Origin of the sequence: Edaphobacter dinghuensis (assembly GCF_014640335.1) — a bacterium.
GTDB classification, from domain to species: Bacteria; Acidobacteriota; Terriglobia; order Terriglobales; family Acidobacteriaceae; genus Edaphobacter; species Edaphobacter dinghuensis.
Genome location: NZ_BMGT01000001.1, coordinates 785,985 through 808,251 on the forward strand (window position 1 = coordinate 785,985; position 22,267 = coordinate 808,251).

At 60.4% G+C, this 22,267-nt stretch carries 17 protein-coding genes; 6 read left to right on the forward strand and 11 right to left on the reverse strand.

Features of this window, described 5'->3' with window-relative positions; translation table 11 throughout:
• Window positions 1-17 precede the first annotated feature (17 nt).
• Window positions 18-800: a coiled-coil domain-containing protein gene (locus IEW09_RS03155; RefSeq protein ID WP_188552677.1), complete on the reverse strand. Its 783-nt coding sequence runs from the start codon at window positions 798-800 to the stop codon at window positions 18-20.
• Between the two features lie 97 nt (window positions 801-897).
• Window positions 898-1,623 carry a DUF899 family protein gene (locus IEW09_RS03160; protein ID WP_188552678.1) on the reverse strand — a complete coding sequence of 242 codons (726 nt, stop codon included), beginning with the start codon at window positions 1,621-1,623 and terminating at the stop codon, window positions 898-900.
• A gap of 170 nt (window positions 1,624-1,793) precedes the next feature.
• On the opposite strand from IEW09_RS03160, the gene IEW09_RS03165 reads away from it, so the two are divergent.
• Both IEW09_RS03165 and IEW09_RS03170 read left to right on the forward strand, forming a co-directional pair.
• The gene (locus IEW09_RS03165) at window positions 1,794-2,120 is read left to right on the forward strand and encodes a PadR family transcriptional regulator (RefSeq protein WP_229739049.1); all 327 of its coding nucleotides are present in this window, start codon (window positions 1,794-1,796) and stop codon (window positions 2,118-2,120) included.
• Window positions 2,121-2,152: 32 nt separating this feature from the next.
• On the forward strand, window positions 2,153-4,666 hold the full coding sequence (locus IEW09_RS03170) for an ABC transporter permease (protein ID WP_188552679.1): 2,514 nt from the start codon (window positions 2,153-2,155) through the stop codon (window positions 4,664-4,666).
• Window positions 4,667-4,680: 14 nt separating this feature from the next.
• Here IEW09_RS03170 and IEW09_RS03175 read toward each other — a convergent pair whose 3' ends face one another.
• Window positions 4,681-5,373: a DUF2461 domain-containing protein gene (locus tag IEW09_RS03175; protein ID WP_188552680.1), complete on the reverse strand. Its 693-nt coding sequence runs from the start codon at window positions 5,371-5,373 to the stop codon at window positions 4,681-4,683.
• A 93-nt stretch (window positions 5,374-5,466) separates the two neighbouring features.
• Here IEW09_RS03175 and IEW09_RS03180 point away from each other — a divergent pair, with 93 nt between their 5' ends.
• On the forward strand, window positions 5,467-6,387 hold the full coding sequence (locus IEW09_RS03180) for an SPFH domain-containing protein (RefSeq protein ID WP_188552681.1): 921 nt from the start codon (window positions 5,467-5,469) through the stop codon (window positions 6,385-6,387).
• Window positions 6,388-6,400: 13 nt separating this feature from the next.
• On the opposite strand, the gene IEW09_RS03185 is transcribed toward IEW09_RS03180, so the two are convergent.
• Window positions 6,401-7,273, reverse strand: a complete 873-nt coding sequence (locus IEW09_RS03185) for a TIGR03435 family protein (RefSeq protein WP_188552682.1) — start codon at window positions 7,271-7,273, stop codon at window positions 6,401-6,403.
• A gap of 114 nt (window positions 7,274-7,387) precedes the next feature.
• Between IEW09_RS03185 and IEW09_RS03190 the strand changes: the two genes are divergently transcribed.
• Entirely contained in the window at window positions 7,388-8,212 is an 825-nt protein-coding gene (locus IEW09_RS03190; RefSeq protein ID WP_188552683.1) for a hypothetical protein, read from the forward strand.
• An 89-nt stretch (window positions 8,213-8,301) separates the two neighbouring features.
• Here the strand turns inward: IEW09_RS03190 and IEW09_RS03195 are convergent, their stop codons facing one another.
• Window positions 8,302-9,381 carry a glycoside hydrolase family 88/105 protein gene (locus IEW09_RS03195; RefSeq protein ID WP_188552684.1) on the reverse strand — a complete coding sequence of 360 codons (1,080 nt, stop codon included), beginning with the start codon at window positions 9,379-9,381 and terminating at the stop codon, window positions 8,302-8,304.
• Window positions 9,382-9,458: 77 nt separating this feature from the next.
• The gene (locus IEW09_RS03200; protein WP_188552685.1) at window positions 9,459-9,962 is read right to left on the reverse strand and encodes a GNAT family N-acetyltransferase; all 504 of its coding nucleotides are present in this window, start codon (window positions 9,960-9,962) and stop codon (window positions 9,459-9,461) included.
• A 121-nt stretch (window positions 9,963-10,083) separates the two neighbouring features.
• Here IEW09_RS03200 and mnmE point away from each other — a divergent pair, with 121 nt between their 5' ends.
• Window positions 10,084-11,469 (forward strand): tRNA uridine-5-carboxymethylaminomethyl(34) synthesis GTPase MnmE, encoded by a 1,386-nt coding sequence (gene mnmE, locus IEW09_RS03205; protein WP_188552686.1) that lies wholly within the window; start codon window positions 10,084-10,086, stop codon window positions 11,467-11,469.
• Between the two features lie 211 nt (window positions 11,470-11,680).
• On the opposite strand, the gene IEW09_RS03210 is transcribed toward mnmE, so the two are convergent.
• From IEW09_RS03210 to IEW09_RS03230, 5 genes are all read right to left on the reverse strand, one after another.
• Complete coding sequence (locus tag IEW09_RS03210) at window positions 11,681-15,190, reverse strand: TonB-dependent receptor (RefSeq protein WP_229739050.1); 3,510 nt, start codon at window positions 15,188-15,190, stop codon at window positions 11,681-11,683.
• A gap of 314 nt (window positions 15,191-15,504) precedes the next feature.
• Complete coding sequence (locus IEW09_RS03215) at window positions 15,505-16,533, reverse strand: tetratricopeptide repeat protein (protein ID WP_188552688.1); 1,029 nt, start codon at window positions 16,531-16,533, stop codon at window positions 15,505-15,507.
• Between the two features lie 34 nt (window positions 16,534-16,567).
• Window positions 16,568-19,093: an amylo-alpha-1,6-glucosidase gene (locus tag IEW09_RS03220; RefSeq protein WP_188552689.1), complete on the reverse strand. Its 2,526-nt coding sequence runs from the start codon at window positions 19,091-19,093 to the stop codon at window positions 16,568-16,570.
• A 61-nt stretch (window positions 19,094-19,154) separates the two neighbouring features.
• Entirely contained in the window at window positions 19,155-20,687 is a 1,533-nt protein-coding gene (locus IEW09_RS03225) for a GGDEF domain-containing protein (protein WP_188552690.1), read from the reverse strand.
• Window positions 20,688-21,124: 437 nt separating this feature from the next.
• Window positions 21,125-21,904 (reverse strand): hypothetical protein, encoded by a 780-nt coding sequence (locus IEW09_RS03230; protein WP_188552691.1) that lies wholly within the window; start codon window positions 21,902-21,904, stop codon window positions 21,125-21,127.
• A 19-nt stretch (window positions 21,905-21,923) separates the two neighbouring features.
• Here IEW09_RS03230 and IEW09_RS03235 point away from each other — a divergent pair, with 19 nt between their 5' ends.
• On the forward strand, window positions 21,924-22,253 hold the full coding sequence (locus IEW09_RS03235; RefSeq protein WP_188552692.1) for a hypothetical protein: 330 nt from the start codon (window positions 21,924-21,926) through the stop codon (window positions 22,251-22,253).
• The last annotated feature ends 14 nt before the right edge of the window (window positions 22,254-22,267 follow it).

Below are 22,267 nucleotides of genomic sequence, written 5' to 3' on the forward strand. Positions count from 1 at the left end.
CTTATTTTTTGCTATTTCTATTTTCCATGAGCGCTGATCTGGCGGTCGATGAGCTCGAAGCGGTGCTGGGCGTCGGCGATTTGGTCGCGAAGACTGGCGGCGAGCTCGGTGAGCAGATCGCGGTGCTCGCGTGCGGCGGCCTCGGCATCGCGATGCAGATGGGCGATGTCGCTTGAGAGCAGCGTGTGCTGTTCGGCGTCGAGCAGAGCGATGTCGCGGCGGGCGTGCTGAATCTGGCGGGTGATGCGGAGCAGCTCGGCGGTGGCGCCTTCGCCGGCGATGGAGGCGTTGATCTCGCGGTGGTCGTCGAGCATGCGCTGCAGAGTTTCGAGGTCGCCGCGGCTGTAGGCCTGATTGGCGCGGGCCATGAGCAGGGTGAAGTGGCGCTGCTCGTCGTCGTCGCGGGCGAAGTCGGGATGGATGCGTTTGGCGACGTCGCGGAAGAGGGTCTTGAGGCTGGGCGGCGGATCGAATTCTTCAGCTACAGCGGCGTCACCGAATGCGGCGTCGTGGGTCTCCTGCGCTTGCTGGCGAGCCTCTTCGGCGCGGCGGCGGGCGGATTCGGAGTCGTAGAGGTCGACCTCGCGTTCGGCGATGCGGGCCTCGAGCTCGTCGAGCTCGGCGTAGAGGATGCCAACTTGCCGGAGATAGCGGCCTTCGAAGGTTTTGAGCTGGGCGCGAAGCTGGGCAAGCTCGGACTCGCGTTCGGCGAGTGTGCTGCGAACGGCGGCGAGCTGCTCGCGCTTGTTGAGAAGGGCGAGATCGTCCGGGGTTTGCTGGAGGATGATTTCGGCTGGCATCGGCTTACCGTGGAAGTTCTAGTTTAGCCGAGGGGTGGTGGTGCTTCGTAAACCCACGTCCCAGAATCGGGACGTGGGGCATCCGGTGTTTGGATTGCTATTTGATGGTGGTGAGTGGTGTGGGCGTGTAGTCGAGTTTGGGATACCAGGTGGCGGGGCGGCCTTCGGGGATGAGGTCGAGCAGAGTCCAGAGGGGGTCGATGTCGGGCGCGCCGCGTGGGTCCTGGCCGGGGTCGGCGGTTCCGGGGCCCATCTCGCCGCTCCAGAAGTGGCGGATGACGCCGTTGTGGCGGGTGAAGACGTTGATGCCTGCGGCGTCGCCGTCTTCGGCGCTGACGTAGGCGCGGGTGTAGTCGCCCTGCATGTCGGAGTAGAGGTTGAGGTTTTGCCAGCCGCGCTCTTTTTTGAAGGCGAGCAGGCGCTCGATGGGCGAGCGGGCGACGATGCCGAACGCGGTGTGTTGAGAGACGCTGGGGGCGGTGCCGTCCCAGGCGGAGAGCAGCGAGGTGCAGACGGGGCAGGGCCGCTCGCGTTGGGGGCCGAACATGTAGCTGTAGAGGACGAGGGTCTGCTTGTTGCCGAAGAGTTCGGCGAAGGTGCGCGGGCCGCTTTCGGTGATGAAGGTGTAGCCGTCGGGGACGATGCCGCCGGGAGGAAGGGCGCGACGGAGGGCGGAGACGCGCTCGATGTGGCGGCGCAGCTCGATCTCCTCGGCGAGCAGCGCGGTGCGTGCGGCGCGGTACTCGGCGGACTCGTTGGGAAAGTGGGCTGGGTTTTTGGCGGCGAGCTCTGTTGCTGGGGCGAGGATAGTCTTGTCGGACATCGTGCTCTCCTATTGCGGGTTAGGATCGCAGCTGGTGCTGCGTCGAATGCCTGGGGGAATTTTATAGGGGTTCGGGAGTTGTGTTTTGCCGTGCGCGGATCTGTTCAGCTTCTATGGGAAGGTGTTGACATATTTTCCATAGGCATATAAATATTATGCCTATGGAAAATATGCCTGATCCCGTTAGCCCTGCCAGTGCTCTTCCGATGCTGATTCTTCGTGTTCTCCAGACCGGGGGACTTCATGGCTATGCCATTGCACAGCGGATTCATCTGCTGTCGAGCGAGGTGCTGGCTGTGGAGGAGGGACTGCTTTATCCCACGCTGCAGAAGATGCTGCTGAAGGGGTGGGTCGAAGCGGAGTGGGGCATCTCGGAGACGAACCGCAGAGTGCGTTTCTATCGCATGACGGCGAAGGGGCGGCAGCAATTGAAGAAAGAATTGCATAGCTACGATCGCGTGAGCCAGGCGATTCGGGATGTTTTGCGAACGGCGTAATCGAAGGCGGATAAGGTTTGGGAGGTTCACGCATGCGCGATCTGCTTCGTAAGATTCATTACCTGATCAACAGGCGCCGTCTCGATGAGGAGCTTGAAAACGATATGGAGTTCCATCGCGAGATGTCGGCCCGCGCGGGCCGCAACAACTTCGGCAACGTGCTGCGGCTGCGCGAGCAGGCGTATGAAGCGAGCGGGTGGATGTGGCTGGACCGGCTGATGCGGGACCTGCGCTATGGCATCAGGATTCTGGCTCGCGCGCCGGGATTTACGCTGGTGGCGGTGTTGGTGCTCGCGATTGGCATTGGTGTGAATGTTGCGGCGTTCAGCCTGTTCGACATGATTGCTTTGAAGCCTCTGCCTGTGCCGCAGGCCGATCGCATTGTGCGGTTGGAGCGGAGGTCGCCCGATAACTACACCAGCGAGATGGCGTATCCGTCCTTCGACTTTTATCGCGAGCATGCGAAGACGCTTTCGGCGACGATGGCGGTACTGGGTGTGCCACCGATGCAGATCGATGACGACCTGCAGCCGACGAGCGCTTCTTTTGTGACGCCGAATTATTTTACGGAGCTGGGAACGCAGGCCGTGTATGGGCGCATGTTGAACGCGGCGAACGACGCCAGTCCGTCTGCGCCGCCAGCGGTGGTGCTGAGTTATGGCCTGTGGCAACGACGTTTCGGCGGCGACCCTGCGGTGGTGGGTCGCGTAATTCATCTGAATCAAAAGTCCGCGACCGTGGTTGGCATTACGCCGTACGAGTTTGCCAGCCTCGGCGGGCAGGGGCCCGATATCTGGATGCCGATCGCGCAGCAGCCTTATTTTATTGAGCACAGCACGGTGTTAGCAGATTGGAATAGCGGAAGCGTTCGGATGTGGGGCAAGCTGGCGCCGGGTGTAAGCGCGAAGGCCGCGGAGGAGGAGCTGCGGTCGCTGACGAATCTTCTGCGCGGTGAGCATCCCGATGCGGTTTGGAAGGACGAGTTTATTCAGGTCTCTGCGGGTGGGCATTTGCAGGTGATTACACCGGAGATGTATCGGGTGGCGGTGATGATTGGCGTACTCACATTGCTGATTTTGATCGTCGCCTGTGCCAACCTTGGCGGCCTGATGCTGGCGCGGGCGGTGAGCCGCCAGCATGAGATGGGGATTCGTATCGCCATCGGTGCCGGACGCTGGCGCATCTTTCGGCAACTGTGCACCGAGAGCCTGTTACTGGGCGTAATTAGCTCAGCAGCGGGGCTGGCGCTTGCCTGTGCAGTCATGCAGATAGTGTTGCGTAAGATCAATGCGCCGGGGTGGCTGAGCGCGGTGCCGGACTGGCGAGTGGTGCTGTTTACGATTGCGATGACGGTGGTGGCGACGTTCTGTTTTGGTCTGCTGCCTGCGCTGCAGATTGCGCGGCAGCGGCAACAGAAGACGATTGCAAGGCAGCTTCTGGTGGGAGCGCAGATTGCGGCGAGCTCGGTGCTGCTGATTCTTGCGGCATTGCTGGTGCATGCGACGCATCACGCGCTTTATACCGATCCGGGATTTGGATATGAACAGATCATATCGATCGATCCGCAGCTCAGCCACCATGGATATACGACAACGGCGGCAGAGACGTACCTGGATGCGATGCAGGCACGGTTGCGCGCAATTCCGGGTGTGAGTGCGGTGTCTCTGGTGCAGCTTCCGCCGATGGGGCATATTGTTTCGCGGAGCGAGACCGAGATTCGCGGACACAAGGTGACGGCCTATCCCAATTGGGTGGCGCCGGATTTCTTTCGCACGATGGGGATTCCGCTGAGGCTGGGCCGCACCTTTTACCCGGAGGAAAAAAATGCCGTGGTGGTGAGCGAGTCGTTTGCGCGCGCGCAGTGGCCGGGAGAGAATCCACTGGGGCAGATGCTGGGAGATGGAACGACGAAAGACACGGTCATTGGCGTGGTGGGAGATGCGCACATCAATGCGCTGAGCAATGACGATGCAACCGAACAGTATTGGGCAGCGCAGAAGGAAAACATGCCGGATATGGTGCTGATCGCTCGATCGAGCGGAGAGCCGGGTTCGTTGGTGCCTGCGGTGAAGGCGATGAGTGCAAATCTTGATGGCTCGCTGTTTCCTGAGATTCGACAGCTGAAGGTGCTCTATCGCCGTGACGTGGAGCAGATTGCAAGGGTGGCTGCGATAGCGAGCTTTGTAGGAATGGTTGCGGTGTCGCTCGCTGCGGTGGGCATCATTGGTCTGGTCGCACTCATCGTGACACAGCGCACCAAGGAGATTGCGATTCGCATGGCGCTGGGAGCGCAGCCGGGCGCGGTGCTGACTGCGGTGCTGCATCAATTTCTTTGGCCGACGTTGGTGGGGTTGGCGGTGGGAGCAGGATTCGCAGCGCTTGGGTCGAAGTTTTTGCGGGTCGCGCTCTACGGCGTGAGTAACCTTGATCCGGCAAGCTATACAACGGCGATTGTGGTGCTTTCGCTGATCGTTGCGGCATCGATGCTTGTTCCTGCTGCGCGTACGCTGCGGATGAATCTGGGTTCGATATTACATCACGACTGATGCAGGGTGGCGAGTTAGAAGAGCGGCTTACGGTGCTTTGGGATTAATGGCGTGTTGAGCAGCGCTACGATGGGCGCGGCGAGTTTGAAGTGTGTCACCACGTCTTTGACCAGCGTGGGGCGCAGCGCGAAGTCGGCGGGGAGGCGTGCGATGACTCCCCATTGCTTGGCGAGCAGAAGGTCCATCGCGGGGTGGTCTGTGGGGAAGCCTTTGGGCGGGCGGGTGAGGCTTTCGCGGTCGATGGGCTGCATGGTCGCCTTCAACTTTTTAGCTGCGAGGAGGCGGCGCATCTCTTCGTGGTGTTCGAGGAGATAGCGGCGGATGGCGAGGAGCTGTTCGCGCTCGGGCATGAAGACGCCTGCGGCGATGGTGACCTCGGTGCCGCTGACGTCGAAGTAGAAGCCGCCGCCCGAGGTCTTCTCCAACCCTTGCCGCGCCCACCATACGGCCTGATGGATTTTGTAAGGCCGCTTGTCTTTGCTGAAGCGAATGTCGCGGTAGATGCGCATGATGGCTTTTTGCGGGGGGCGGACGTTTTCGGGCGCGAAGTCGATCATGGCGTCGTTGATCTCGGCGATGAGGGCGAGCATGCGGGCCTTCAGCTCGCGCTCGTAGACGTCTTTGCGCGCGGTGAACCACTCGCGGTCGTTGTTGCGCTTGAGGCCGCGGAGGAATTTGAGGGCTTCGTTGGAGAAGTGCGTCGCCATGGCTTTTATCGTAACTCGGTCGTGCTGACATGTACTGTCACAGAGACTTTCGCGCAACCGGTGTCGTGTATTCTCGCTGCGAGGGTTATTTGCATGGAGCCATTGAACGCTTTTCTGCTCGTCCTTTTATTTATCGCTGCGATTGTTGTGCTGGTTACCGTTCTTAAGACACTGTTTACGGTTCGCACTTATACGGCTGGAGTCGTCGAGCGGTTTGGCAAGTTCAACCGCATTGTGCGACCGGGGTTGCATGTGCTGGTGCCTTATGCGGAGCGCGTCTTCTTTGTCGATTTGCAGGTGAAGCAGGCGCAGTTCTCTGTTGAGACGAAGACGCACGATAACGTCTTTGTACAGATACCTGTTTCGGTGCAGTATCAGGTACTCGATGACAAGATCTATGATGCGTTTTATAAGCTCAGCGCGCCGCAGAAGCAGATTGAGTCGTTCGTCTTCAATTCGATTCTTGGACATGTGCCGAAGCTCTCGCTCGATGAGACGTTTGAGCAGCAGTCGGGGATTTCGGTGAATGTGAAGACTGAGCTGGACAGCATCATGTCGGGGTTTGGTTACAACATTCTTACGGCGCTGGTGACCGATATCGTTCCTGATGTGAAGGTCAAGACTGCGATGAACGATATCAATGCGGCACAGCGGGCGCAGGTAGCGGCGCAGGCGCGGGGCGAGGCCGACAAGATTCTGAAGGTGAAGCAGGCTGAGGCTGAGGCCGAATCGAAGGCGCTGCAGGGCAAGGGTATTGCTGCGGAGCGGCAGGCTATTATCGACGGTCTGCGCGCTTCGATCGAGCACTTCCGCGAGTCGGTGCCGGGGACGACGGCTGACGATGTGATGGCGCTGGTGCTGCTGACGCAGTACTTCGATACGCTGCGCGATATCGGCACGCGGGGCGGCTCGAATACGATCTTTCTGCCGAACAGTCCCGGCGCGGCGAACGATTTTATGACGCAGATTCTTGCCGGGCTTAAGGGGAACAGTACTCCGCCTCCGCACCCGTAGGGCATTTTGAATGTCAGTTCTCGGAGGGACGGCTGATGCTGTCGATGACGAGAACTTCGACCGGGCCTTTGGAGGGGTGGAGCGTAAGGCCGAGCTGGTCGTGCACTGCGGTAAAGAAGAATTGGCCTGTGCTATCAGAGTTGGCCTGTGACCAATTCATCTCGCAGTCGTAGGCGCCTTCGAGACCGGTCTTATCGATCACGGGACGGCCCTGAAGCTCGGGCTGGTGGCTGAGCATCGTAACGGTGAGCCAGAACGGCCAGCCCTTGGTGCGCAGATGCAGCGATTGCATGAGCGTCTTCTGCTCGGAGGGTGAGGGCGGGTGCCAGCCGGGCGGAGGTGGCGGAGGCGCGGGCGCGGTGGACCAGCGGAAGCGCGGACGGGAGGGATCAGCGATGGCGGGCTTCGAGGTGATGTCGCGTGAACACTTGAGGCCACCCTTCGCAACTTCAAGGAGGTAGACGGGAAGTACATGCGTCTCGAGGTGATAGGTGAGGTGGAAGCGCTCGGCGAGCAGGGACTGCACCATCAGGCGCATCTGCTGCTCGCGGTCGTCGCGGCTTAGCTGGTGAAGGGCGGCGACCTGATGGTCATCGAGCTTGCCCTGAATGTCGAAGTGCTCGTTTGCAGTCCACGAGGGCGCATTGACGAGCTCTTTGTCGTAGCCGAGGCCGAAGGCGTAGGCGAGCACCTGATCGATGGTGGTGCGCTCGGCGCGGTAGCTGTCGGGACTGACGCCGCCGTTTGAGAGCTCCTGGTTGGGGTCGGTGGGGCGCACGCTGACGACGTCGAAGCTGGGCATGGGAGATGCGGGATGGAGAAGCTGTGCAGGTGCCGTGCTGCACAGAAGGAGGATGCCGGGAAGAAGAAGTCTGGTGAGAATCATGAATAATGGGTTCCGGTCTCAACCTATGTAGCATTCTACTCTAATGTGTGTCAAGCGTTGGACGCTCTTGATTGGGCGGCGTAGAATTTGGCTCCTCCCCGCAGGAGTGTTGCTATGTCTACGTCTGAGACGAAGGACGACGAGAGTTTTCTTGCGGCGTATTGGCTCTATCTGCTGGCGGGTGCGGTGTTGCTCGGCAGTCTGGCGGGGCTTTATTTCTATCCTGAACGCGGGCCGTGGCATGGCGTGATTGAGGCGATCTGCATTGCTTCGGCGCTGACGCTGACCGTTGATCCGTTTGTGAAGAAGCGGCTGACGCATGAGGTGAACAAGAGCATCTTCTATCACGTCATCGGCTTCGATCTGCCACCGGCGATGCAGGACCGCTTGCGCATCTATCTGCGCGAGCTGGAGTACTATCGCGATTCGCTCTCGATTAAGGCTGAGGCGTTGCGCATTGAAGGGGAAGAGGTAATCCTCGAGATTACGCTCGAAGGCCGGGTCACTGCCTTGACCGGGTGCGACTATAAACTCGGCGTGGAGTTTGAGGATACGGAACATGGCGAGCTGCAGGAGCTGTGGGCGAAGCGCACAGGCGCATCGACGAAGCTCGCCGAGTGGAAGGCGTCGGATACATCAGCCGTAACGCACCGCGATCCGATGACGACCGACTACGCTGCGCCTGCTGCGAAGCTGAAGACGGGAGACAAGCTGGAGTCGTTCTTCAAGTTCACGCTGCGGCAGAGGAAGCAGGACTACTGGGTGCAGACCTTTGGAACGACGACGCTGAAGACGACGGTTACGCTGGTGCCGCTGCCGAATATGAAGATGTATGCGTCGCACAAGCCGGTGAGTAGCGACAACAAGTACGAGTACGACAGGGTCCACATTATTGGAGAGGATATTCGGATTCGCTGGAAGGTCGAGGACGGGAAGTGAAGGTGCGGAAAGTCTGCAGCGTGCAATAAAAACCGCACGGCCTCTGGTTGAGAGGACGTGCGGTTTTTTATTGTTTTGCTGCTGCCTTGTTATTTGTCGCGCAGCAGAGCGTCGGCGGCCCATAGGACAGGGGCCTGGCCGTGGAAGTCGCCGGTGCGGCGCTTGCGCTGGTAGTAGTACTCGAGGTCGTTCTTCTTGCCGGTGCCTTCGCATACCTGGGTGACGTCGTGGTTCTGGTCGACGTAGCCGACGACGGCGATCCAGCTTTTGCGCGCGGCGGGTCCGTAGGTGGCAGCGTCGAGCCAGCCGTGTTTGACGCCGGTGATCATGGCGAAGCTAAACATGGCGGAGCTGGAGGTTTCGGGCCACGCGTCGTCCTTGTCGATGAGCTGACGCCACATGCCGTCCTTGCCCTGGTACTTCAACAGGCCGCTCATCATAAGGCGATAACCTTTCATGATGCGAGCGCGGTCGGGGTGATTTTCGGGGAGGCTGCGCAGCATCTCGGCCATGCCTGCCGCGACCCAGCCGTCGCCGCGGCCCCAGTAGAACTGCACGTCGGGCGCGTGGAAGAAGAGGCCATTGGGCTGTTGCAGCTTGTCGAGGTAGGCGACCATCTCATGAGCGTCGCGGTCGAGATATTTTTTGTCGCCGGTGGCGCGGTAGGCCTCGAGCTGCAGCATGGTGAGCATGTACATGTCGTCGATCCAGTAGCGGGTCTCGTCGGACATGCCGTCGGCAGAGGGATGGTTCCACTGCTCGTCGGCGAAGGACTTGCCGAAGTCGAGGTACTTCTGGTCTTTCGTTTGGATGGCGATCTCCATGGGGACGACACCGAAGATCTGGTCGTCGACGTGGTGACGCTTGGGGATGCGGTCGGCTTCGGCGCCGCCGGGCATGAGCGGATCGAAGCGCTTGATGAGCTCCTGGCGGAGGGCGTCGTCGTGGGTGAGCTCGGCGAACTGGAGCGCGCCGTACCAGGCGCAGACCTCGGAGTAGTGAATGGTCTTGGTGTACTGGTGTGGGCTGGTGACGAAGTGTTCGGAGAGGGCCTTACCTACCTCTTGCGGCGAATCGCCGGCGGGCCACTGGTCGAAATAGTTCTGTTGGGCCGAGGCTACACCAAGGCAGCCGAGTAACAGGCATCCGGACAACAACATCTTGTTCATCTTCAAATCTCCAGAATGGGTGGGGTTTCTACGTGAAACATTCTACGCATGGCGAATGTCGATGGTCTTGGGGCTGCTCAAAGAACGCTGAGATAGCGGACTTCTTCGACGTCGATGCCCCACAGCGTGACGGTGCGGTGATGGTCGTCGGTTGTCCAGCCATTGCGTTCGTAGAATCGCTCGGCGCGGAGATTGCCGGTCAATACCCAGAGGAGCGCTTGTTGAAAGCCCGATTGCACGAGGTATGTGCGGGCTGCGGTGATGAGTGCGACGCCTACGCCTTGGTTCCAGTAGACGGGATCGACGTAGAGCGCGTAGAGCTCGCCGTGGCCACGCAGGTCGGAATCGCGCGAGGGCGCGGCGGTGGCGAAGCTTTGGATGATGCCTTCTTCTGCGGCGACGATGGTGTAAGGTTTTTGTGGATCGCGAGTGGTGAAGTTGTAGTGCGGTGCGCGATCTTCGGGCCGAAGCTGGTCGAGGTAATCGTCGGGTAGCAGCGTGCGATAGGCCGCCTGCCACGAGCGCACGTGGACGCGGGCTACGGCGAGTGCGTCTTCGGGCTGGGCTGGCCGCAGATGCATTACCTAGGATCGCATGGAGTGTTGGGGAAAGGCGAAATACAGGGGTCTCCACTTCGGCTTCGCCTTCGGTCGAGATGACGTGCTGTATTGCGGGAGCAAAAAGAGTGACAATCGAAGTTGTATGAGTGAGTTTGTGAATGACACGATTGTGGCGATCTCGACGCCGCCGGGGCGCGGAGGCATTGGCGTGGTTCGGTTGTCCGGTGCGCTTGCTCGTGCGATTGCTGAGCCGCTGCTGCGGCTGCGGCATCCGTTGGCGGCGGGGCAGGCGCGGTTTGCCGAGATACTCGATATAGAAAAAAAAGATAAGACGCGATCGGAAGAAGCGCGTGAGGTTTTGGATGAGGCGGTCGTTACTTATTTTGCGGGGCCGCACTCATACACGAGCGAAGATGTTGTCGAGATAGCGGCGCATGGTTCGCCGGTGTTGCTCGATTATCTGGTGCGTGCGTGTATCGCGGGCGGAGCGCGTCTAGCGGAGCCGGGGGAGTTTACGCAGCGTGCGTTTCTTGCGGGCCGCCTCGACCTGACGCAGGCCGAGGCGGTGCACGATCTGATTGAGTCGACGACGCTGCACCAGGCGCGGGTGGCGGCACAGCAGCTTGGGGGTGCGTTGTCGCGCAGGGTGGCTCCGGTTAAGGAGCAGTTGGTGCATCTGATTGCGACGCTTGAGGCGGGGATTGATTTTGCCGAGGACGATATCGATCTGTTGCCGAACGAGGCGATGGCTGCGCAGATGGAGGAGATTGCGGCTTCGCTGGAGGCGCTGGAGAAGACGTTCGGCTATGGGCGCATCGTTCGCGACGGATTTACGCTGGCGATTGTGGGCAGGCCGAATGCGGGCAAGTCGTCGCTGTTCAATCGGCTGATTGAGCGCGACCGCGCGATTGTGACGGCGATGCCGGGGACGACGCGCGATCTGGTGACGGAGCGGGTCTCGCTCGATGGCATACCGCTGGAGCTGGTGGATACGGCGGGGCTGCGCGAAGCGACCGATGAGGCAGAGACCATCGGCATCGGCAAATCGCGTGAGGCGATGGCCGAGGCGGATATGGTGTTGCTGGTGCTTGATGGCACGGAGGCGCTGCACGCCGAGGATGTGGCTGCGATGGCTGCGCATGAGACGCGGCCTCTGCTGATTGCGTGCAACAAGTGTGATCTTGCGCCGGAGGTGTCGCTGCCGAACGAACGGCATCGCGTGATTAAGACTTCGGCGTTGACTGGTGAGGGCATTGCGGAGCTTCGCAGCGCCATTGTTGCGTTGATGACGAGTGGCGCGCCGGGTGGGGAGACGGCGCTGTTGACGAACATTCGCCAGCAGCAGGCGGTTTCGGCTTCGCTGGCGGCAGTGAAGCAAGCACGGGCCGCGGTCGATAACGCAGTGCCGCATGAGATGATTCTGCTGGATCTTTATGAGGCGCTCGAGGCGCTCGATGGGCTGACGGGAGCTACTACTACGGACGATATTCTTCATTTGATCTTCAGTACGTTTTGTATTGGGAAGTGATGGGTGGTTCTCCTTCGGATGTTGTTTGGTGATTCGAGCAAGACGCAGATTCCCTTCGGGAATGACAAAGAAAAGGAAGCCATGCCTGTTCCCTTTGGATTTGGGGGTGACAAATACGGGATGCGGTCGTTGAGGGTGTGACGTGGTGGTTCAACCCACGTCCCAGAATCGGGACGTGGGCACCCGGTTTCTTATCCTGCTTCGGTTGAGGTTAGAACTGGAGGCGGCCTGCGAACTGGATTCTCCGCATCGACGATCCGTCCTGGCTGCCGACGGTGCCGGTAATTAATCCTGCGTTTGCGTTCTGGCAATCGACGCAACTGTTGGGGCCGGCGAGATTGACGTGGTTGAAGACGTTGAAGGCCTGTGCGGTGAGTTGCAGCCTGAGCTTCTCAGTCAATGAGAAGTTTTTGGCGACGGAGAAATCGGTGTTGAAGAGGTGCGGGCCGAAGAGCGAGTCGCGCTGGATGTTGCCGAAGGTGCCGACAGCCGGGCGAGAGTAGGCTCCAAAGGAGTCTCCGTTGTTGGTTAGCGGCGGCCCTGCGGTGAAGTATTTGACGGTGTGAGCAACCGGGTCAAAGGCCCCTACTGCGAGGTCGTAGCCGAGGCCGGTGCGGTTGGGGCGGCAGAGCGAACCACCTTGGCCATCGATGTCCTGATCGCTGATACACTCTGCGTAGCTGGGGGTGAAGGGCAGGCCGCTTTGGTAGGTAGCGGAGCCATTCAAGGCGAAGCCTCCGACGACAGCGTCCATCCAGCGCGGCATGTTGCTGCCGAAGGCTTTGCCGCGACCGAAGGGTAGATCCCAGTTGCTGGTGAAGACGAAGGCCTGCGGACGGTTGTAGTAGCTGTTGCCGTAGTCTGCGCGTGGGTTGATGAAGAAGTAGTCGGACTCGTGCGCGCGGGCCTTGGACCAGGTGTAGTGAGTGAGGATCTGGAAGCCGTGGCTCATGCGCTTCTCGTAGACGACTTGCAGCGCTTCGTAGCTTGTCGTGGCTTCGTTGGCGTTATAGCGCAGGTCCTGTGTCCATCCGAAGGGATGGCCGTAACCGACGCCGAGCGTCTGCGCGATGCCGTCGAAGTAGGGGCGGCGATCACTCTGTGTGTACAAAGTGCCGGGGATGGCTGCATTCGGATTGACCTGTTTGAATCCGGCGATGGTTGGTTGGTTGGGGCTGGCCTGGTTCGAAGAGTCGAACATGTTATGGATGCCGTGGCTGGCGACGTACATGATGCGCATCGACGAGCTGGGCGAGAGCTGCTGCTCGACGGCTACGTTCCATGCATCGAGTGTGGGGATGCGTGTGGTGAGCGGACGTGTGGGCACGCCGACTCCGTTAGGTAACGGATAGTCGCCGCTGGTGGGAATCGGCGGGAAGGTGTAACTGGGTGGTCCCTGTTGCAGGTTGAACAGAGAGGCATAAGACGTTGTCGCGTTGAGGTTCTGCGAGACCTGCGTGGGATAAGAGAAGGTGAGGACTTCGCCGAAGGTGTCGCCCGACCAGCCCTGACCGTAGACGCGACCGTAACCGGCGCGGACGACGATGCGGTCGGTGGCCTGATAGGCGACGCCGATGCGCGGAGCCAGATGGGCCAGCTCGTTGTTGACGTTGAGGTTGGTGCCGTAGGGACCGTAGCCTGCGATGCGGATGTTGCCGGTGTCGAGATCGAGCAGGCCACCCTGGCCTTTGCCGTTGACGCTCTCAGGGAAGTAGATCTCCCAGCGAAGGCCGTAATTGACGGTGAGCTTGTTGGTGACGCGCCATTGGTCCTGCGCGTAGGAGAAGAAGCGCTTCTGGCGCTCCTGCGCGTTGGTGTTCTGGGTCTGCGTGCGCTGAAACTGGCCGACGTCGCCGAGCAGAAAGGTGGCGAGGCCGAGGCCGCTGCCGGTGCTGCCCTGGGTTTCGGTGGCTAAGAAGTGGAAGTTGCCGGAGCGGACGTTGTTGTTGTCGAGACCGACGAGATGGTTGAGCGCGTAGCGGCCATCGACGCCGAAGCGAATGGAATGATTGCCGATGGCATGGGTCCAGTTATTGACTAACTGGAACTGGCTCTCGGTCTGAAGGAACTGGTTGGTGGAGGTTCCGTATTCGGACATGCCGTCGATGTTGAACTGCGGCAGACCGCCGTTGAGCGAGAGGTCTCCCTGGTTGACGTTGGGAATGCCGAGATTGGTGCCCTCGGGCTGGTTGTAGTCGGGGCCCTGCTCGTTGATGTGGATGCGGAACCAGCCGAAGCGGAAGTCGGTGAGCCAGTTGGAAGAGACGACGTAGTCTCCGCCTGCGGCGATGCTTTGATCTTTTGCTGTGTCGGTTCCGGCGAAGTTGCCGCTGCCGAATCCGCCGCCGCCTGCGCCGCCGAAGTAGGGTGCGCCGTTGAGGTTCGAACTGAAGTAGGTGTAGCGGCCGAAGGTGTGCAACTTCTGCGTCACTTGAAAGTCGACGCGCCCATCGGCCTGGTTGGAGTTGAAGGCACCGGAGCCGGAGGCGACATAGTTATTGACGATGAGGCCCGCTGCGCCGGTGTTGGGCTGGGGCAGCAGCTTCAGGAGATTAACGGCGGGTGCTGAGAGCTGCGAGGTGGGAATGAGGTTTCCGGCGTAGGGCGTGCGGCCGGTGTTGTTGTTGGGATTGGTAGTGGGATCGTAGATTTGGCCCTGGCCGCCTTGCAGGTAGTCGCTTAGGTTGCAGGTGGGACCGGTGGTGCAGGTGCTGTGGGCGAGTGCGGTGGGAACGGTTTGCAGGATGCTGAGGCCGGTCTTTTCGCGCAGGCCCTGATAGTCGCCGAAGAAGAAGGCTTTATCTTTTTTGATTGGCCCGCCGATGGAGCCGCCGAACTGGTTGTGCAGGAAGGAAGGAATGTAGCGTCCGGAGACGGGGTCGCTTGTGGACTGGGCGAAGGGATCGCGGGCTTGGTTGGCGTCGGAGCGGCGGAACTCGAAGGCGGAACCGTGGAACTCGTTGCTGCCGGACTTGGTCTGCGCGGTGACGAGGCCGGCGACGGCCTTGCCCTGCTCGGCGTCATAGTTCTGCGAGGTCACCTTCATCTCGGAGACGGCATCGAGGTTGGGATTGATGACGGCGACGCCGATGATGGGGTCTTGATTGTCGGTGCCGTCGAGCTCGTAGCCGGTGGCGAAGGGGAGCTGGCCGTTGACCTCGATCTGCTGACTGCGCTGCGGGTTCTGCGACTCGCCGACGTTCCAGCCGATGTAGGTTGTACCCGGCGTTAATAGCTCGAAGGCGGTGAAGTTGCGATTGAGATTCGGAAGTTGCTCGACGGCACGGGTGTTGAGCACAGTGCTGACGTCGGAGCGATCGGTTTCGAGCAGCGGCGCACCGGCGGTGACGGTGACGGTCTGCACGGTTCCCTGCGCGGCGAGCTTGAGGTCGACACGGGGCGCGGTATCGACGTAGACCTGAACGCCTTTCTGCGTCGCGGTGGCGAAGCCGGTGGCATCAGCGGTGACCTGGTAGACGTCGGAGATCAGGTGCTGCACAGTGTATTGGCCGTCGCCGTTGGTCTGCACTTGCACGGAGGTTCCCTTGGCGATGTCGGTGACGGTAACGGTGGCGTTGGGAACGACGGCTCCACTGGGGTCGGTGACGGTGCCGATGATGGAGCCGTAGACGGCCTGCGCGTGTGCGGTCGTGTCGGCGAGCAGGAGGAAGAGAAAGACGATTCCGGCGGCCAGCAAAATACCGCGGCCAAAGCCCAGCATTTCTGACTTTACTAAACGTATAGACAGTGAGTTCTGGGATTCCATATATGCCTCCAAAGAAAGTCTGAATCTTGATCTTCGAGTGTCGAAATCAATATTCTTTTTTCTAAAGTGGCCGGATCTTGTGTTCGGCTTGCTTGCACAGAACGTGCGTGGGAAAAGACAGCATGCGAACGAGGAGCGCTTGAAAGGACGCGCACCTACGCGAAGAATTCTACTCTTAACTACGTAGAGATGAGATGCCGGGTTCCAGCGGATGAAAACGATTTTTCCGGGAAGGACTCAACCACGGCAACGAGGGGAATTATCTCCCCTTATTGGATTGATTGCAGTGTGGGACGGCTGGCGGCGCTGATCTTTGCAGCGCTTTCAAATTCCTGCCGTGCCTCGTCCTTCTTGCCCAACCCGCGATAGGCCTGTCCGAGCAGTATGTGGGTGAGGGAGTTGCCGGGGTCCATCTTCTCGGCGTGCTCGAGATACATCGCTGCCGTCTGCGGATCATTTTTCTTGAGCAGGACTTTGCCCATCTGGATGAAGGGGCCGGTGCTAGAGAGGTCGAGCGAGAGAGCGCGGGTGAGTGACTCCTGCGCCTGCTGGTAGTCGCCGAGTTGCGTGTAGACGTCGCCGAGGCGATCGTAGATGGGAGCATAGGCAGGGTTGATGCGGCGCTCCTGGTTGAACTCGGCGAGCGCCTTCTGTGGATCGGATTTGTAGAGGTAGACCTCGCCCATGAGGAAGTGCGCGAGTGGAAGGTTGGGAGTTGCCGCGAGCGCCTTCTGCCCAGCCTGCAACGCCATCTCTGCGAAGTTAGCCCGCAGCAGCATGTTGCCCATGAGCAGCCATGCGGCGCCGGAGTCGGGCGCGAATCCGTATTGGGTGGCAAAGGCGGCGCGGGCCTCGTCGAAGCGCTGCGCGTTCATGTAGCAGAGGCCGAGGACGTAGTTCGCGTCGGCGTTGCCGTTCGGCGTCCACTTGCGAATCTTTTCGAGATAGGGGATGGCTTCGGCGGGGTGGCCGAGGCGGTAGAGCGTCAGGCCGCGAAGCTGGACGGACTCTTCGTCGGTGGGATCTTGCTGCATGGCTTCGGCGAAGGATTTTTCTGCTTCGACGAGCTTGCCGCTGCGGTAGTAGGCGAGGCCGAGCTCGTGCGCAATGCCGGGTGCTTTGGGGGTTTGCTTTTGCAACATCTCGAGCATCGCGATGGCGTCGGTGACGTCGCCGCGCTCAAGCAGAGCGTGTGCAGTGGCTACGCTCATGCTGCTGGTCTGGGTGGCGGTTTGAGCGTGGAGTTGCAGGGTGAGTGCTGTTGCAATAATCGCAGCTGCAAAACAGTGTGCTCGCATAGAGGTACGATACGCTCTCGTGCGAGTGCGAAGCTTACCAGTGGAGGGTGATGGTCTTGCGTTGGTAGCCGTTGCCTGCAGGTAAGGTGATCTGCAATTGGCTTAGGTTGCCGGAGGCGGTGGGCGGAACAATGGTTGCGCCTTCGGCGGTTAGATTTGGTGCCTCTGCGTTTTTGCGCAGCTTGAAGGTGACGGTCGATCCGGCTTGTGCTTCGAGATCGAGCTTCATGGAGTGGGCGTCGGTGGTTTGTGAGAGGACCTTTGGCTGGGATGTGCGAGCGCCGGGTAGTGGCAGATGTTGCGGCAGTGTGACTTCGATTGCGGGAAGCTGGAAGATTGCCGTCTGTCCGTTATTTGTGACTTTTACAGTTTCTTTATCTGCGGCCAGTTTAACTGCTGCGCCTGAGACTTGCTTGACGTGGACTACCATCTGCTGTCCTTCGCGGTGGTAGCTGAGGTCGATGATGGAGTCGCCTATGTGTAGTTGATGCACTTCGGCGTCATTCCAGTCTGCGGGCAGGTGCGGATCGAGGTGCACTGTCTTGGCGGGTGCGTCGATGTCGATGCCGAAGAGGCCGCGCATGGCGGGCGTGATGACCATCGAAGACGACCAGAGCTGGTGGCTGGTGCTTCTGCCGAATGGCTCGAAGTACGCGCCGGAGAGCAGCTCGGTGACTGCGCCGAGGTCTTGCGTGGTGGTCTGGTTGGCGGTCTGCATGAGGTAGGCGTAGCCTGCGAGCGCGCGACCGGTTCTGTACTCGGCCATGGAGAGCCAGCCGGTGAAGAGCGGCCACACCGAGCCCTGGTGGTAGCTGATGGGATCGTAGAGAGGATCGCTTTCGGCGATGTCGCGCAGTCCCCAGTCGGTGGAGAAGTCGTGCGAGGCCCAGTGCTCGAAGCTCGGTGTTGCATGGCTCAAGCCTTCGCCGCTGTTCCACCATGCGATGGCGGGAAAGATGGTGGCGGTGCGGTCGAGCGTGCCCGTGTTACTGCTGAAGGCGTAGCTCTGCGTGGCGGGCATGTAGTATTCGGCTTCGATCTTCTTGGCTATTGCTGCGGCGCGTGACGATGCGGCAGAGGATGTGGCAGTGTCGCCCAACAACTCGGAGAGCTTTGCCATTGCGGCGGATGCCTGCTGATCTAAGCACGCGAGGTAGATCTCCTGCTTCGGCATGCCGGGGGGCCAGCTCTCGACCCATCCCGTGCCTTGCGTGTTGTCGTAGATGCCGTCGCCATCGGCGTCGTGCGTGGTTTCGAAGCGCCATGCTTTTTCGACGGCTTCGCGATGCTCGCGCAGGAAGGAGATGTCGCCGCTGGCTCGCACGTAGTCGAGCATCTGGGTAAGGAAGAGCGGCGTGGAGTCGGCAGCGGCGTACATGTAGGGCAGCGAGCGCCAATCGGTGTTCATCGCGGTCTGGCTGTACTCGTGCATGATCTTGCCGTCGTCGCGCTGACGCTCGATGAGGAACTCGAGTGCATTGCGCGAGAGGGTGAAGTCGCCGAAGCTGTTGACGGCGTAGAGCGTGTAGAGCGTGTCGCGGCCAAAGAACCAGCCGAAGCCGGGACGCGCTGAATCGCCCGACGAGTAGTAACCGGCGACGAGGCCGATCTCTTCTGTATTGCGGTTGACGGTCTTGTCGACGGTTGCGGCGCGGAGTTGTTCGATCGACATCTCGGCCCATTGGAAGTCGTTGTTAAGGTGTTTGTCGGGCGTCTCGATCGAGGTGAGCGTGGAGAGCATATACGCGTAGCGGGCCGCGTGTTCGGCGTAGAGCGTGGGCAGCGTGGTGTCGAGCGTGGAGATTTTTTCGGCGAGTGCGGCGTTGGTTGCGGTTGCCTGCGTCGTTCCTTCGGCCAGAAGGAGCGGGAAGAAACGCTTGCCATCGCGCTTGGGATCGTAGTGCAGCTTGAGCTCGAGCGGGTAGACGTGCGGCTTCTCCTGATAGGGAGCCATGATGCCGGGCTGGGCTCCGGGAATGGCGACGGCCCCGGCGAGGTCGGGATAGTCGGTGTGCAGGATGTAGAAGCCACTCGCGCCCTGCTTGACCCATTCGGCGGATGGAACTCCGCTGCCGCGCTCGGGCCACATGGGGCGCATCTCGGGCGTGAAGCGAAAGGTGAAGTCGACGGGACGGATGGAGTCGATCTGGAAGAGGACGACGGCGCCGGTTCCCTGCTTTGCTTCGTCGGGCGCGAAGATGGTTTGGCGCAGGGTGAAGGCGATGTGCGAATAGGTGATGGTGGTGTGGTCGGGGTAGACCTCGATCTCGCGCGCGGCCTGATTGACGTCGATGGGAACATCGTAGCCTTCGACGTTGGCCTCGATGGTGAAGTGGCTGAGGATCTTTATGGGAAGCACCCAGGCTTCGAACTGGCCGTCCTGCTGGCCGACGACGAGGCCACGTGTGCCTGCGACGGTGAAGGGCTGGTTGGCTTCGATATGGCGTCGAATGACGAGGCCGTGGTCCTGAAGCGGGAAGTTGTCGATCGGACGCAGTGTTGTCGTCTGCGCGGCAGCGACACTGCAGAGTGCAATGAGTCCCCAGAAAGAAAAGCGCATAGGCACCTCTCCAATCACCGAGAGTAGTCTACCTTTTGCGTGTGGTGCGGGGTGTGAGGGGTTAGCGGACCTTTGCAGAGGTCGCCGCGCTTTCGCGGGTGATGGTGGCCGGGACGGCGAACTCAATGCGGTCGCGTCCATGGCGCTTGGCGCGATAGAGCGCTTCATCGGCGGACTGGATAAGATCGGCAGAGGCGCCTTCGTGGGGAAACTCGTAGGTGGCGACGCCGATGCTGATGGTGACGAACTGGCCGATGGGGGTCTCGTTTTTGAGGTGCAGAGCGCGGACAAACTCACGCACACGGAAGGCGACGGTGTCGGCACCGCGGGCGTCGGTAGCAGAGAGAATGATGCCGAACTCTTCGCCGCCGTAGCGTGCGAGCAGGTCGGAAGAGCGCGGCAGCGCGGTCTGCAGCGCGTTGGCGATCTCGATGAGGCAGGAGTCGCCATAGGGATGGCCGTACTTGTCGTTGAGATTCTTGAAGAAGTCGACGTCGATCATCAGCAGCGACAGCGGACTCTTGCGGCGCACGGAGCGGCGCCACTCCACCTCGAGCGTGCGGTCGAAGCTGCGGCGATTGGCGACGCCGGTGAGGCTGTCGGTCAGCGACATGGCCTCCATCTTGTCGCGCGCCACTTGCAATTCCTGTTGGGCATGCATGTAACGGCTCTGAAGCATCGTCGCGCGGATGGCATAGACCGCAAGCGCGACTGCGATACCGCTCATGCCGATGTAGTAGTGCTCTCGCACCAGCGCCGCGGCCAATACCAGCAGCGTGATGGTGAAGAAGATGGGGCTGGCGTTGTCGATAAACAGGGTCAGCGGCTTGCGCCGTGCCGACTGCACGGTCTCTTCGCGCTCGGAGAAGAGAGTGACGGCGAGGATAGAGAGGACAGCGAACGGAAGCACGGTGAACAGGTCGTACAGGCCGGTATGTTCGTTGGTCGAGATGGTGATGTGGTTATAAAGCGCGGCCAGAGAGGCATAGATCCAGAGGTAGCTGCACAGGATTTGGTAGAAGCGGCGCTCTTCGCCGTCGTTGGTGTAGGCCAGCAGGCGCAGGGTTGCTACCGCAGCAAGGGCAAAGCCCTCGAAGTTGTAGATGACCAGAAGACGCGAGATCGAAAGCGTATGTCCGTTGCGAGGAGTGAAGGGCAGCACCGAGAAGGCGGCAACGTAGATCAGAAGCGCCGTCATGACTACCTGAACGGCATCGAGCCATACGAAGGCGGAGTTATGCTCGCCTTCGGTCGGCGACGAGATGGCGAGCAGGATCGGCATGCCGTAGACGAAGAAGAGGAAGTCTGAGAAGTCGGCGCCTGCCATGGGGTTATAGAAGGAGAGGTCCTCCCACGCCGCAAAAAGGATGCCGATGCCCCAGACGACCAGCGCCGTGCAGACGAGCGTCCACAGCAGACGGGTGCGCTGGGCACAGTCGCGAGCATGCCACCAGCAGACCGCAAGTGCGAGCCACGGCGCCAGGATCATGAACGGATAGGAGACACCCATGGCATGCGACGGAAACAACTTGATGCAGAGGGCCTGCGTTCCGAGATACACGATCGATGCCCACACAACGTGCTTCGATTTCAAGGAACGGTCCGTCGAACGCCTGGAATTTTTCGTGGTCACGAAACGCATGAATATCTGCTTCCAGAAGAAGAATAAGGAGATGCAGCGCTGCAATCGGTTACCAATACAACATTAGATGCCAAAAACTGGATTTGCTTTTGTCTGTTTCTGCCCGTTGTTGCTGAAGTTACAGCGTTTTGAAATGAATGCAATTACCAGTTCGGGTAATACAACCTTTTAGCTTTCCACTTTAATCCCTTCGATACGTGGCCAAGATACGCGCCCAAGATACACGGGCACATGTCGCAGTGTTCTGACAAACACTCCTGCGGCGGCAAAGTTTCTCGCCCCCTTAAGGTTCAGATCGGGTTGAAGAGGGTCGGGCTTTAAAAAGAAGGCGTAAATTTCAAGCCGGATATTTTGAGAGATCGACTGGCTCTCAGCCGAGACTCGGGCGGCTAGGCGCGGCGGCGATAGCGGATAGCGAATTCATAGCCGGGGTTCGGCGGAAAGAGCTTTGCCGCCAGCCGCAGCCGGTTGGCGAGCGCCTGCGGTGCCAGCAAGGGGTACTCGCGCTCGCGCAGCTCGGAGTAGTCGAAGTCGACTGAGAGCGAGAGCAGGTAGATGGCCACGGCGTCGGAGAAGGCCGATTCGAGAAAGCTCGATTTGGCCTTCTCGTCGATGGCCGGTCTGGCGTCGCTTGCGCCTACGCCATTGTTGCGTCCGGCGAGGGCGAGGTTACGGCTCTCCCACGAGTCCTGGCTGGTCTCTCCGCGCACATCGGCGGTGGCCTGCGACCATGCCATCTGGTTGAACTCCTCGGGCACGCCGGCGAGGTCCACAAAGGCGTGACCAACGTTGATGAAGAACTCGAAGGCCAGGGCGAAGCGGTCGCCGAGCAGGCGCGTGGAGATAAAGACGCCCTCGGAGTTGTCGAGCGAGACGTTGCGGTGGCAGGTGGCCTGATCGCCCAGCTCGGGGGTAAAGGCAGGGGCGACCAGGGTGGTCTCGCTGCCGCGGCTCTCGCTGAGCGCGAGCGGCACAAAGTAGTAGGTCTTGCGCTCGAGAGCGTTGGCGATGGCCGCCGGGACGGCCTGCACCATGCGGTCGAAGTCCTTCTGTTCCAAACTGTTGTCGCCGAATATGGCATAGCGGACGCCGTTTGCCGCTCTCTGTACTGCCGTCTCCCGCGCGACCTGCGCCGCCTGCACCAACCCGTTCTGAACGCTCTCTGCCATAAAGCAGTATTCTACTGGTATGACGCAGACCTCGCAGGATGGGACACTGAACGGGACATTGACAGCACCTCGCGCATTCGGCTCAGGTTATCTGTTCGGCGTTCCTCTGGGCGACCTTGGACTCTTCGCCACGTTGCTGATGAGCTTCGCGGTGGGCTTTGCCGCCTTCTTTGCCGCGACCTTCGTCGCCATCGTGGTTCTTCTGTTCGACAAGGCGATCACTGGTCGCATGCCCGACTTCACCATCACCTATAAGTTTGTGGGGCTACCGGCAGGCATCGTTGTGCTGGCGCTGACGCTGGCATATCTGGGAACGCTCTGGATCAAGCGCAAGCTGCGCAAGGGCTGAACAGGGAACTTCTT

Coding starts and splice junctions, on each gene's coding strand:
- IEW09_RS03155 (WP_188552677.1), bottom strand. CDS start 800: ATGCCAGCCGAAATCATCCTCCAGCAAACCCCGGACGATCTCGCCCTT.
- IEW09_RS03160 (WP_188552678.1), bottom strand. CDS start 1,623: ATGTCCGACAAGACTATCCTCGCCCCAGCAACAGAGCTCGCCGCCAAA.
- IEW09_RS03165 (WP_229739049.1), top strand. CDS start 1,794: ATGCCTGATCCCGTTAGCCCTGCCAGTGCTCTTCCGATGCTGATTCTT.
- IEW09_RS03170 (WP_188552679.1), top strand. CDS start 2,153: ATGCGCGATCTGCTTCGTAAGATTCATTACCTGATCAACAGGCGCCGT.
- IEW09_RS03175 (WP_188552680.1), bottom strand. CDS start 5,373: ATGGCGACGCACTTCTCCAACGAAGCCCTCAAATTCCTCCGCGGCCTC.
- IEW09_RS03180 (WP_188552681.1), top strand. CDS start 5,467: ATGGAGCCATTGAACGCTTTTCTGCTCGTCCTTTTATTTATCGCTGCG.
- IEW09_RS03185 (WP_188552682.1), bottom strand. CDS start 7,273: ATGATTCTCACCAGACTTCTTCTTCCCGGCATCCTCCTTCTGTGCAGC.
- IEW09_RS03190 (WP_188552683.1), top strand. CDS start 7,388: ATGTCTACGTCTGAGACGAAGGACGACGAGAGTTTTCTTGCGGCGTAT.
- IEW09_RS03195 (WP_188552684.1), bottom strand. CDS start 9,381: ATGAACAAGATGTTGTTGTCCGGATGCCTGTTACTCGGCTGCCTTGGT.
- IEW09_RS03200 (WP_188552685.1), bottom strand. CDS start 9,962: ATGCATCTGCGGCCAGCCCAGCCCGAAGACGCACTCGCCGTAGCCCGC.
- mnmE (WP_188552686.1), top strand. CDS start 10,084: ATGAGTGAGTTTGTGAATGACACGATTGTGGCGATCTCGACGCCGCCG.
- IEW09_RS03210 (WP_229739050.1), bottom strand. CDS start 15,190: ATGCTGGGCTTTGGCCGCGGTATTTTGCTGGCCGCCGGAATCGTCTTT.
- IEW09_RS03215 (WP_188552688.1), bottom strand. CDS start 16,533: ATGCGAGCACACTGTTTTGCAGCTGCGATTATTGCAACAGCACTCACC.
- IEW09_RS03220 (WP_188552689.1), bottom strand. CDS start 19,093: ATGCGCTTTTCTTTCTGGGGACTCATTGCACTCTGCAGTGTCGCTGCC.
- IEW09_RS03230 (WP_188552691.1), bottom strand. CDS start 21,904: ATGGCAGAGAGCGTTCAGAACGGGTTGGTGCAGGCGGCGCAGGTCGCG.
- IEW09_RS03235 (WP_188552692.1), top strand. CDS start 21,924: ATGACGCAGACCTCGCAGGATGGGACACTGAACGGGACATTGACAGCA.